This is a genomic window from Bacillus thuringiensis (assembly GCF_001455345.1).
Classification (GTDB): Bacteria; Bacillota; Bacilli; order Bacillales; family Bacillaceae_G; genus Bacillus_A; species Bacillus_A thuringiensis_N.
Genome location: NZ_CP013274.1, coordinates 3,085,450 through 3,097,662 on the forward strand (window position 1 = coordinate 3,085,450; position 12,213 = coordinate 3,097,662).

Sequence of the window (12,213 nt, forward strand, 5' to 3'; positions counted from 1 at the left end):
ATCTCCTCCTTATATTTTGATTTTCAGTCTATAAAACTTCCACGCTTCCCAAACAACCGGAAGAAGAAGGATATATTTGAAAGGTAATCGCGTAATAATAGCCAAAATAAAAAATAAAATATACACCCAAGTACGTCTTAAAAACATGCCACTATACATCAATATCCAACTAAATACATAAGCCATTGTAAACCCTGGTTTATTTGGTTTCTTTCCGCTTTGTGCCATAAATGAATTGAAATATGATAGAAACTCAACATGGTTTATATCTATCTGTAAAGCATCCTGTACTATTTTTTCAGCTTTATCTATTTCTCCCACTTTTTCTAAACATTTTGTCATCATGAGCATCGCATCCATATGCTCTGGATGGACAGAAAGAAGATGTTCACAATCTTTGATAGCATCGTGAAATTGCCCAAGATTATGCTGAATACGGGCACGATATAATAATGCATCTGGGTCGTCTTTATCAATCAACAGAATATTGCTAAATGCTTGTAATGCCTTCTCCTTATTGTCTATACGTAAATAATAAATACCTTGCATACGTAATAATTCAGGGTCCCTTTCATACATTGCAAACGCACGATCCAGTTCTTCTTTTACATCTTCTAATTCATTTGCTATCAGTTTCCTTTGTATTTCTTCTCGTATATAGAAATACAACTCAAAATCTAAATCAGCAGTTTTTTCAAAAATATCATAACGCATTTCTTTTTCGCCGCTAATTCTTTCTAATAAAAATTGGATTGTATTTTCTCCATATTCATTTACTAAATCATTTCTTTGCTCACTGAATCGAAATACTTGATCAATTAATTCCCAAATCGAATGTGGGAAGTGATAATGATATAGGAAAAATTCAATTAACTGATCTTGTAGTGCTGCTGCATATTGAACATCCCATATCACATCTGAACGCAATATTTCTTCCCAATTCCCCTGCTCTATCCGTGCAAAGAAATTATCATAAAGCGTCTCAACACTTTCCATGAATGTATAGACTGGATGTTCAGCAATTGTAGTAGTAGCAATTTCTGCATCACTGTCAGTCCATGGAGAAAATACAAGTTCTCTATCAGAAGCATTCATTTCATCTATTTGAATCGACGGCTTATCTTTCATATTTTTCGCACTTTTCACTGCCTGGTCAAACGCTTCTCTTAATCTTTGATAGCCTTCTGGATCATCTTCTGGATGATGTATTTTCAGGAGTTTTGCATAAGCTTTTTTAATCACTGAAATATTGTCAGTAGGTTCAATCTCCAATGTATTCCAAATACTCATTAGCGATTTGCCCACCTTTCCAGACTTTCAATATGTTCTTTTAATATACTGGAAGCTTCTTTAATCTTTTTATCATTTTGCGTTGTAAGCACGCTCTCAAATTGTTGCAGTAGTATAGAAATCTTTTTGCGTTCATCACCAAGTAACTCTTCATAAAGCCTTTCGCACTTTGCAAGAAGAAGTCGATTTTCTTCTCTATCTCTCGGATGAATTTTAATATCTCTTAACTCTAAAAGTCTCTTTTCTATTTCTGCATCTGTAAGATTTCCAGCGTTTTGCTGTATGATCGTTCTTTTCTTTTCTCCAGTTGATGTACTTATTACCTCAACTTCAAGAATGCCATTAATGTCGTATGTATAACGAATATCAACCGACTCATTTCCAGCAGGAGCAGGAGGAATCTTAATTTTGAGCTCACCTAGTTTTAAATTATTTACTACCCTACGGTTTTCCCCTTGATATACATCAATAGTTATAAATTGTTGTTTATCCTTTACTGTATATAGTCGCTCCACTTTACTTACAGGAATTGGTGTATTTCTCTCTATAATAGGAAAGAAGTACCCAGACTCTGACTTACCATCTCCAAATTCTTGAACAACACTTGTTCCTAAAGAATATGGACAGACATCGGTTAAAATCACTTCTTCTAAAGCCTTATTTCGTTCTTTTAAGGCAACTTGAATTGCAGCACCTAAAGCAACTGTTTCATCTGGATTTATATTTGCATAAGGCATACGCCCAAACATTTTAGAAATAACAGATTTCACAAGAGGCATTCGAGTAGCTCCACCAATTAAAATTACAGCGTCTAAATCATTCGGATTTAACGAAGCATCGCGAAGAGCACGTTCAATTGGATAACGAAGACGTAACAGTAGCGGCGTTACAATTTTTTCGAATTCTCCCCTATTTATACTCGTTTCATATGTTTGATTATGAATCACAACATTCATAGTCGCAGCTGATTGATTACATAAAGTAAGCTTACAACGTTCTGCTTGTGTATAAATTAATGATAGTGTTTTTGGATCAAGTGAATCTGGATCCAGTTGATGCGATTCGAGGAAGAAGGTCATTAAACTTCTTGTGAAATCTTCACCACCAAGATAATTATCACCAGCAATAGATTTTACATCCATTATCCCTTCAAACAATTCCAAAATGGAAACATCAAAAGTTCCTCCACCTAAATCAAATACAAGAAATTTTGTTTCTGATTCTTCTTGGTATAAACCATAAGCAATTGCCGCAGCCGTTGGTTCGCTAATAAGACGTTCTACTGTTAATCCTGCTATTTCCGCTGCACGTTTCGTTGACTTTCTCTGCGTATCATTGAAATAGGCAGGGACACTAATTACAGCACCGGTAACCTCTTCATTTAAATATGCTTCTGCGTCTTGTTTCAAAGATTTAATAACAAAAGATGATAACTCTTCAGATGAAAAAGTATATGTACCCAGCTCATATTTTTTCTCTGTTCCTATAAAACGTTTAAAAGTTGCTGCTGTCAGTTGTGGATGAGTAATTAGTCGCTCTTTCGCAATACGCCCAACTAAAACTTCCCCCGTTTCATCAACGCTAACTACCGATGGTGTGAGAAATTCACCTAAAACATTTGGAATAAGTGTTGCACCATCTTCCGACCATGTTGCTACTAAACTATTAGTTGTCCCTAAATCAATTCCAATTATCGCCATACTAATCCCCTCTCTTTTTACTATATTTTACTATACCATTACAAATAGGAAAAGTATGTAAGAAACTAATAATATCAAACCTTCAGAATACAGAAACTCTATTTCAATCTAGTTAAATGAAATACTGTGTTAAGCAATAAAAAAGCAGTTTTTATGTTGGTTTGAAATTAAATTCCATTCCAAATCAATCTTTTCTAAATCCCTTAGAATCACTTCTATCTAACTACAAAAATCCCACAGGAGTAACCCCATTGGGATAATTTATTACATTTTATATTTTGCGTTCCACTCTGTTCTCATAAAAAAATGAGAGTAAACGCTATTCGCGATCCCCTCATCACCAAAATATCATAAGCTAAACCGCCTTCCTGAAATCATTCTATTCTAACCTTATCAATTCGGCAGAATATCCTCTATCTATTTCAGAAGTAGGTTTAAAACGATACAATAATTAAGTTAATACGTAAATGATGTTACTCTATAACCATTAAATTCATAAATTAAAGGACATAAAACTAATGATTATGGAGCACTTTATCCTATAAGCAAAACCCTCCAGAAACATCTAAAATTTGCCCTGTTACCCAGCGACTATCAGAGGAAGCAAGGAATGCGACTGCATCTGCAACATCTTCAACTTGCCCGATTCGTCCGAACACAGATGAATTCGTAGCAAAATTTCGTATTTCCGGATTATCTAGCAATTTCGCATTTATATCTGTCTTCGTATATCCAGGCATAATTGTATTCACTGTTATCCCTCTTTCTCCAAGTTGTTTAGCTAGAGGAAGTGTCATCGTATTTAGTGCACCTTTACTTAAACCGTATGCAATGGATCCCGTAAAACCAAGTCTTACTTCAGCTGATGAAATGTTAATAACGCGCCCCTCTGCTCGTAGTAACGGTAATGTTTGCTGAATTAAGAAGAATGGTGCTTTCATATTTACTGCCATAATTTCATCAAAAACTTCTTCAGTCGTATTTTCAATCGTCCCTTGTGTACCTATCCCTGCATTATTTACTAAAATATCAATCTCTGATGTACCAACTCTTATTTGTAATTCATTCTTCAATTGTTCTACTAGCTTCTTGATACCATCCATTGAATTGAAATCTGCTTCAATTAAGAACGCCTTTCCTCCATCAGATTCAATCTCACTAATCGTTTCATCTGCAGCTGTTTTATTTCGGCCGTAGTGAATCGCAACGAATGCACCGTCGTTTGCCAATCTCATCGCAACCGCACGACCAATGCCGCGACTCGCCCCTGTTACTAACGCTACTTTCCCATCAAGATTCTTCATATATTTCCATCCTTCCTAAATTTCCGTTTGATAAAAACCTATACTTATATTTTCATGTAAACACCAATCATTTTAAATATAGATTTATAGGTAATTCAGTTCGTTCGCTTATGATATTATAGTTATAATTCGTAATTTACTTTAGAAAACAAAATAAGGAGGCTACACAATGCAAAACGCTGTAAAACTGGATGAAATTGACCATAAAATAATGAACTTATTGTATGAAAATGCGAGGATTTCTGTTTCAGAAATAGGACGAATTATATCCATGACGCAGCCTGCTGTAAAAGAGCGTATGAATAAACTTGAAGATCAAGGAGTTATAGCGGCTTACCGAACGAAATTTGAGCCTTCTAAAATTAATAAAAACATTCAAGCATTCATCATGTTTAAAACGAGCCAATGCTCTGATTTTATCCAATATTGTAATACCGCTCCTGAAGTAACAGATTTATATCGAATTAGCGGGGAGTTTAATTATATGATGAAGGTCATGAGCGATTCGATGGATTCTCTCGCTACATTTTTAGACTCGTTAATGCAATTTGGATTATCGTCTCCTTTAATTGTTTTAAAGAGTGAGTTCGAGGAGAAATTGTCGTTCTGATAAAGGGATACGTATTATCCCCGGCTAACAGTAAAAGTTTTTCCTTTATGAGAAAAGCCAAACAAAATCAATGATTAGTAAACAAAAAAAGAACATTGATATTTCAATGTTCTTTTTTATATCTCTACTTATGAATTAGATTGTGCTTCGAAAAGAGTACCTTAATCCCCTTATCCTTGATTCCTCTGCGCCTCTCTAAATTCCTCCTTCACCTTCTCTAACAACCCTTCTTCCGTAATTAATCGATACGCCGTATTTGCTAATGCTTTTGCGGATGTAATTAATGCTTTATCTCCAAGTTCTGAACGTGCAGCTTCTCTAAATTCATTCGTATGCGCAATTAAATCATCTGGACCGATTTTAATGTACGGGTGAATGGTTGGTACGACTTGGCTTACGTTTCCTGCGTCGGTTGAGCCGATGCCGAGTCTTTCTTTACGGTTTACATCTTCACCTAGTAATTCTAGTTCTTCGGCTACGATGTCGTTATATGTTTTTGTTACGAGTAGTTCATCGATTTCATTTTGGAATTGATGGATTTTCACTTTCGCACCTGTTGCTAACGCTGCCCCTTGTGCGATGTTTTTCACTTTCTCTGTTACTTCCGCACATCTTTTTCTCGTTGCTGCACGGATGAAGAACCTTGCTGCGGCGTAGTCTGGAATAATGTTTGGTGCTTTTCCTCCCTCTGTAATGACGCCATGAATTTTCACGTCTGATGGAAGTTGTTGGCGAAGTGCGTTAATACTGTTATACAGTTGGATAACCGCATCTAATGCATTAATCCCTTCTTCTGGTGAAGCTGCGGCATGAGCTGTTTTTCCGTAAAAGTGAAAATCAAGTGGATCGACTGCTAGTGAAGGACTCGTTGTTGCTGTTTTTCCGCTCGGATGAATCATAAGCGCCGCATCAATGTTTTTAAATAAACCAGCTTTTACATAACTCGATTTTGCGCTACCATTTGGCCCGCCTTCTTCTGCTGGTGTTCCGAATACGACAACTTCCCCGCCAATTTCTTCAAGCGTTTCTGATAATGCAATTGCTGCTGCAACACTAATTGTGCCGATTAAATTGTGACCACACGCATGGCCTAGTCCTGGTAAAGCGTCATACTCCGCTAAAAATGCGATTGCTGGTCCTTGTTTTCCTGAACTTTTTCGTGCGATAAAACCTGTTTCATGTCCAGCTATATTGTGCTGCAACTGAAATCCTGCACTCCCTAGCAATAAACTTAACGTTCTTGATGCATAAAACTCTTGGTTACCAATCTCCGGATTCGCATGAATATCATGACTTGTTTCTATGTACTTTTCCTTATTTCTTTCGATGCTCTCTTCAATTGTTTTTCTTTGTGACGCTACTCCTGTCGCTCCCATTTTTCTTCCTCCTTTTATTTTCACGTAAAAAAGCCTCTTTCTAAAAGATAGAAAGAGGCTTCTGTATATACAGTCAAAATGAGCTTCTTTCTTATCTTTCAAGTTACCTTGCTGGAATTGGCACAGTATTCATAACGAATCCGCTGCCGAGGTATCATAGGGCCAGTCCCTCCACCTCTCGTGATAAGAATTTTCATAAAATTATATTAAATTACATTCATTCTAAGTTCATTTCAAATAAAAGTCAAGGAATTCCTATCCGAATTTACCGAATATCTAAAAATCCTTTTAATACACCAATTGTTTCTGGTGCTTGCAGTCTTGCACATACGTACGGGAATTCCGTACTACCTTCAAATATCATTTGAGATGTGAGCGGTGCCCCTGCCCAAAAGATTTCATCATCAATTACGATAAATGGGAATGCTTTATTTTGTCTTTGTAACTTTACATTTTTCAGTGGAACTGGTCCATCACTATACACTGTTATTTGCGCATTTGTACGCATTAACGCTTGCCATACTCGCTTATCCACTTGCTTCGTACTTGGAAGTGAAATAATAATTTTTCGTTTTGCGGCTAAAATATCTTTCAATAACCCTTTCGGCTCTTCAAGATTCATTTCCATAAACCAGCGTAAACGTTTCGAAATTTTCCGTTCCCACAATTGTCTTGATGTCGTGCGATCATACACATCTCCGTGACGTTCTATATGAGCTGTTAATTGTGATAACGCTTGTTTTCTCGAAAGGTTTTTACGCATATAATGGCAATCTGATAATTGAATGAACTTCCCTCTCGCCCTTGTCACTGCTACATTGACGAGGCGATGATTTTTATGGTCAAAGAATAATACGCCAGGTCGTTCTTGCGGATAACTATCAACCGTATCAAAGATCATCATATCTCTTTCAGAACCTTGGAACTTATGAACTGTCGCCGCTAAAACTGGTATGTTTTGATATTTCGTTCTCTGCAACATTTCTCTCATACACGTCGATAAAAAGCGTGACTGCGCCCTGTAAGGTGTCACAACACCAATTGATTGAACACCATCTAACAATCCGATTAACATCATTTGCATTGCTACTAAACCAGACATAATGTTAAAACGTGAACCAGAAGCAGCATCTTTTAACGAAAAAGCCCCCATTTGGCTCGTATCAAATAAAACACTCGCTTCATTTGCGAACGGCTGCAATTGCGCAAGTTCTTTACGTTCTGAAACAGACGGATGATCGTATACTCTATTTTTATAAATAAATGAGTTTGTAAACTTAGATATATCCGCATGCATACGTCTTTGTTCCTGCAGCATAAACAGGTTCGGATGTGCTTCTGATTTATTAACAGACTCCACAATCCCAGCATGGTAAAACATATCTTCGCCGAGCCATTTGCGAACGAGTTCGTGGTTCGCCATCGCAATTGGAGGTAACTGTAAAAAGTCTCCACAAACGACGATGCGTTTTCCAAGTGAAGCAGCTAATGCAATTTGCGGAACATATGCCATACTCACTTCATCTACAACAACTAAATCAAATGTACGCTCATAAATAAGTGAATCAATGGCACATTTCGATAAAGTTGCGCCAATTACTTTCGCATTTTCAATGTATTCTTTTTCTACTTCTTTAATTTTCGCCTTTTGCTTTCGAAGGTCACTTTCAATCTTTTGTATACGCTTCTTATCAGCAGAAGTCGCTTTATACGATAAAATCTTTTCACGGAGATCTTGTCGTGTCTCTTCTAAATAGAGTCTTTCTTCTCCCCAAGATCCGTTCGTCGTTTCAACTAACTTCGACGCAAGTAGCGTTTCATGATTTCTTATATGTTCATGTTGACTATAACCGTAACGAACAATTTCGCCAGGCGTCCATTTCTTTTTCTTTTCAATTTGCTTCGTTACTTCACTCATTAATACGTCCACTGCTGCGTTACTATGAGCTAACACAAGTACCGATTTTCCTTTTTGATAATGAGCCGAAATAATACGTGATAAATTGTAAGACTTCCCTGTTCCAGGCGGTCCCCACACGTACGTTGTCGGATTGTAAAACGAACGATACGCCAATTCGTTTTTCGTATTTTTCATTTTTTCAAGATGCTTCGGACTACTCGTCCCATCAACAAGACGCTTTATACGATTACGTTTTAGCTTATCTTTATGCGCCTCTTTCAATCGCTCCTGCAGTTGCTCCAAAAGCTGCCACGGTTCACTATATAAAACAGCTTCTCTTATTTCACCTTGTATATAATCATTTAACTTCAATTCTATTTCTAATCCATGTACAGATAATACTTCTCCTGTCGCTTCCTCACCATCGAACTCAATTCGAATGGGTGAACCTTCAGGTAAGCTTACTTCCGAAATAAGCTGAAATACGTATACTGTACTTTCATAATCTGTATATAAAAAACGACCGTTCATGATAGAAATTTTACTACCACCTATCGTTTTCCAATGTTTAATTTCATACGCTAATGCATAATGCCACTCTTTCATCGTTTCTGATAATGAAGGAGTTTGAGTAGTTGTATTCATCGTATAATCTCCTTCCTTCTCCCCAAACATACTTTCTCACTATACCATATAACACGCTAAAATTTGTAAGGTTTTTATCTTGCTTATTTTCTTAATTTTCAATAATATATTGTATATAATTTTCAGAAAGAAGGAATCTACATGCCAGTTAGAAGAATAGAGCACGTTGGACTTATGGTTGCAAACTTAGAAACATCTATTACCTTTTATGAAAAAGTAGTCGGCTTACAACTTATTAAGCGAATGGGACATCCAAACCCAGACTTAAAACTCGCTTTTTTAGGTGTGGAAGAATCGAAGGAAACGATACTGGAACTCATTGAAGGTTACAACTCCTCTCTTCCGGCAGAAGGAAAAGTACATCACATTTGCTTTAAAGTAGATTCATTAGAGGATGAAATCGAAAGACTAAAGAAACATAAAGTAACCTTTTTACTAGGAGAAGAAATCGAAACATTACCAGATGGAACACGTTACATATTCTTCGCGGGTCCTGATGGAGAGTGGATTGAGTTTTTTGAGACGGAGAGATAAAGTGAAACTTTAATCAGCCCACAATTAACGGGATAATAACTTTATGATCCACATAAGGAGTAGAAACTGATGAATACAGTTTTTATTATCGTTTTTTGGGTACTTATACTATTTCCACTTCTTTATATAATCCCGATAAAGAAGTGGAATATAAGTCCCATTGATCTCATGGGGGGATTTAGCAATTTAAAAATGCTGTTTACTTATAGCAGTATCTTTTATGAATGCAAAAATAGCCAAAATACGCAAGCAGTTTTGCATAAAAACTTGCATATTTTAGGCTATTTAATTGTATTCCTTATTTTGTTAAAGTTATCCGTTAGTTCAATTCCAAAGGTCTCAGCCGACAATTAACTCAAGTACCGATTTCGGATGACCCTCATGTGATGAAGTTCGTGTCCTGCGATGCCGTACGCGAGGGCGCGCGCCGTAATGCTTAGATTGTTGGCTGTGCCCCTGCGGGTCCAAGCCTCCGCCGGTAGCCCGCGCAGCAATGTGATCGTTGATTGCCGTACGGCCCGGTAGTCTTCGGCCAATTGCGCGGTTGTCCAACTTCCGAAAGGAGGCATGAACAATTCCTGATTGAAACCGGTCAGAGGCGTCTGGTCCCCTCTTGCGAACCTGAGTAGGCGGTAGGTCATGACGCGTTCCGCGTCTGCGATGTGGCCCACGACTTCTTTCAGCGTCCATTTTCCTTCCGCATACCGATATGCGGCCTGGCTTTCGGTCAATGATGCCAGGAGCTCGATCATTTGCTTTTCCTGGGCGAGCAGAATATCGATGATGTTACCGTCCGGCACCAAACGGATATATTCGCCGGAGCTCCCGGCGTATTCTTCTTCTGAAGGGCTTTGATTCATGTGTAGTCACCTCTTTATGTAAATATAGAAAATTATAGCACTCGTCTATGTCTAATAAATTCGCGAAATGATAAAACTTTCCTTCTAATAATTAAGGATAGGCAACTATTTAGTTGGTCGGTCACCACACTATCCTGATTCGTTAGCACAATAAGCAAGGCTAATCAATAATGCATAAAAATTAGTTATTATAAAACATTTCGAAGTTATTAATATATATTGGGTTATATAAATTTATACCCCTCACCATCAATTTAAAAATAAAAAAAGGAAGGGGATTACCCCCCTCCTTTTACGCTTGCTTCGACTTTCGGAATTATTTAATATACCCACGATTCAGTTCCGTTAACTTTTCATTGATGTTAAAAATTCTTACTCTAATATCTTTAACACCAGCTGCTTCAAGTCTGTTCTTGTGCATTTCAGCGTATTTTTCAGCATCTTCTTTTTCTTCAAATACATAGATGCCTCCAGCTTCTTTTGTTTCTTGATTCTCAGTCCATATTTTCCAATGGAATCCTTCTTCTTCGTTAATACTTTTTGCTAGATCCCAAAATGCTTTTTCCATTTCTTCACCAAAAGGACCTTCAAACGGAAAATCAACTTGTAATAAATATGCCATCTTCGCTCACTCCTATTTTCAATATTTTTCAATTCGAATGCAGATAATATCTTAAATGAGTGCTTCTATTATTCCTGCACTCATTTGAAATTTCACCTACATTTTCACAACCCCTTTTATAAAATAATTACAAAATGATATCAGCTTGAACGCATAAAGTCTAACCGTTTTCGGTTATATTTAAAAAATATGATAACAACTTATTCCTATACTAAGGACAAACAAAACAAGCGCAGGTATCGCTTTCTTAAAGGGATCTCTCGCTAGTACAATAAGAGTTAATGCAGCTGCAAGCATCGTACCACCTAACAACAATCCTGCTAATAAAGCTACTGTCGGAACCCAAATTCCTATCAACATTCCAATCGCTCCTACAATCTCAAAAGCTCCGGTTAAGAAATTAAAAAACGAAGGTAAACCAAATCGCTTAAACTCATCTGCCATTTTCCCAGATATAATTTTCGTACCTGTCATTAAAAAGAATAGAAACAATACAACTTTTACTACATTGATTAATATTAAAATAGCAATCACATCTTTCTTATTTATTTGATAAATTTATATGCTACAGCATATATAATACAAAAACTTGACTGGTACTAGGCAAAAAAAGTAATCCTGAATCAGATATCATACAAAATACAGCTATTTCCACCATTCCTCGAAACAAACGAAAATTACATGCTATAGCATATATAATACCTAAAACAAAGTTTGTTCCTTATAAATAGCATAGCATCAATAAGGAACAAGTATTAATAGCGTGTATCATACAATTTGTTTAATAATGATTGTAATACTTTAATCTCTTCTTCGCTCAAATTACTCGTAACGAAATGGTGCGCGTCTGTCACGACAGGCAAGATTGTTTTCTTTAATTCGTCACCTTTTTCAGTTAAAAAAAGGTTGTGTGAACGCCTATCTTGATCATTCAAAGCCTTCTTTACAATCCCTTTTCTCTCCATCGACTGTATCATTCTTACGACAGTAGTTTGATCTTTATCAATCGCTTCTGCTAACTCTTTTTGAGTAGTGGCTCTTTGGCTACAAAGAACACTAATAATCCCCCACTGCTCTGGCGTAACTCCAAAAGGCTTTAATTTCTTCGTAAAATAATTCGTCATTTTCACATCAGTACGATGAACAAGATAGCCTATTAAATCATGTAAGTTCATGTATCACCTCTATAAATTAATATATAAAAGAGTATAGCATACCAGTCAATTATTCACAGTGAATGTATTCATTTTATTAATTATATGCTATGGCATATATATTATAGTAGGTCATTTTAATTGTCAAATGAATTACCTCTTATTTTTCTACAGTATGAGTCCAGCTTATTAAAAATAAGAAAATCCCGTATTGAATA

At 36.5% G+C, this 12,213-nt stretch carries 11 protein-coding genes and 1 riboswitch; of the genes, 2 read left to right on the forward strand and 9 right to left on the reverse strand.

Going from position 1 to position 12,213, the window contains the following annotated elements; translation table 11 throughout:
- Positions 1–9 precede the first annotated feature (9 nt).
- The 3 genes from ATN06_RS16040 to ATN06_RS16050 form a co-directional block, all read right to left on the reverse strand.
- Positions 10–1,290, reverse strand: a complete 1,281-nt coding sequence (locus tag ATN06_RS16040) for a J domain-containing protein (protein WP_060631474.1) — start codon at positions 1,288–1,290, stop codon at positions 10–12.
- Entirely contained in the window at positions 1,290–2,990 is a 1,701-nt protein-coding gene (hscC, locus tag ATN06_RS16045; RefSeq protein WP_060631475.1) for a molecular chaperone HscC, read from the reverse strand. Before hscC ends, ATN06_RS16040 begins: the two co-directional genes overlap by 1 nt.
- A gap of 539 nt (positions 2,991–3,529) precedes the next feature.
- Positions 3,530–4,294: an SDR family oxidoreductase gene (locus ATN06_RS16050; RefSeq protein WP_060631476.1), complete on the reverse strand. Its 765-nt coding sequence runs from the start codon at positions 4,292–4,294 to the stop codon at positions 3,530–3,532.
- A gap of 169 nt (positions 4,295–4,463) precedes the next feature.
- On the opposite strand from ATN06_RS16050, the gene ATN06_RS16055 reads away from it, so the two are divergent.
- The gene (locus ATN06_RS16055; RefSeq protein ID WP_001178575.1) at positions 4,464–4,904 is read left to right on the forward strand and encodes an Lrp/AsnC family transcriptional regulator; all 441 of its coding nucleotides are present in this window, start codon (positions 4,464–4,466) and stop codon (positions 4,902–4,904) included.
- Positions 4,905–5,074: 170 nt separating this feature from the next.
- Here the strand turns inward: ATN06_RS16055 and ATN06_RS16060 are convergent, their stop codons facing one another.
- Both ATN06_RS16060 and ATN06_RS16065 read right to left on the reverse strand, forming a co-directional pair.
- Positions 5,075–6,280, reverse strand: coding sequence for a M20 family metallopeptidase (locus ATN06_RS16060; protein WP_060631477.1), 1,206 nt, complete (start codon positions 6,278–6,280; stop codon positions 5,075–5,077).
- An 88-nt stretch (positions 6,281–6,368) separates the two neighbouring features.
- A riboswitch (SAM riboswitch) is annotated at positions 6,369–6,470 on the reverse strand.
- Between the two features lie 75 nt (positions 6,471–6,545).
- A complete protein-coding gene (locus ATN06_RS16065; protein ID WP_060631478.1) occupies positions 6,546–8,855 on the reverse strand; it encodes an AAA domain-containing protein in 2,310 nt (769 codons plus the stop codon).
- Between the two features lie 111 nt (positions 8,856–8,966).
- On the opposite strand from ATN06_RS16065, the gene ATN06_RS16070 reads away from it, so the two are divergent.
- Entirely contained in the window at positions 8,967–9,359 is a 393-nt protein-coding gene (locus tag ATN06_RS16070; RefSeq protein ID WP_060631479.1) for a VOC family protein, read from the forward strand.
- A gap of 350 nt (positions 9,360–9,709) precedes the next feature.
- On the opposite strand, the gene ATN06_RS16080 is transcribed toward ATN06_RS16070, so the two are convergent.
- The 4 genes from ATN06_RS16080 to ATN06_RS16095 all read right to left on the reverse strand — a co-directional run bounded on the left by ATN06_RS16080 (position 9,710) and on the right by ATN06_RS16095 (position 12,016).
- The gene (locus tag ATN06_RS16080) at positions 9,710–10,219 is read right to left on the reverse strand and encodes a DinB family protein (RefSeq protein WP_060631480.1); all 510 of its coding nucleotides are present in this window, start codon (positions 10,217–10,219) and stop codon (positions 9,710–9,712) included.
- Positions 10,220–10,535: 316 nt separating this feature from the next.
- Positions 10,536–10,841, reverse strand: a complete 306-nt coding sequence (locus ATN06_RS16085; protein WP_060631481.1) for a monooxygenase — start codon at positions 10,839–10,841, stop codon at positions 10,536–10,538.
- Between the two features lie 180 nt (positions 10,842–11,021).
- Positions 11,022–11,372 (reverse strand): DoxX family protein, encoded by a 351-nt coding sequence (locus ATN06_RS16090; RefSeq protein ID WP_060633152.1) that lies wholly within the window; start codon positions 11,370–11,372, stop codon positions 11,022–11,024.
- A gap of 224 nt (positions 11,373–11,596) precedes the next feature.
- Complete coding sequence (locus ATN06_RS16095) at positions 11,597–12,016, reverse strand: MarR family winged helix-turn-helix transcriptional regulator (RefSeq protein ID WP_001048550.1); 420 nt, start codon at positions 12,014–12,016, stop codon at positions 11,597–11,599.
- Between the last annotated feature and the right edge of the window lie 197 nt (positions 12,017–12,213).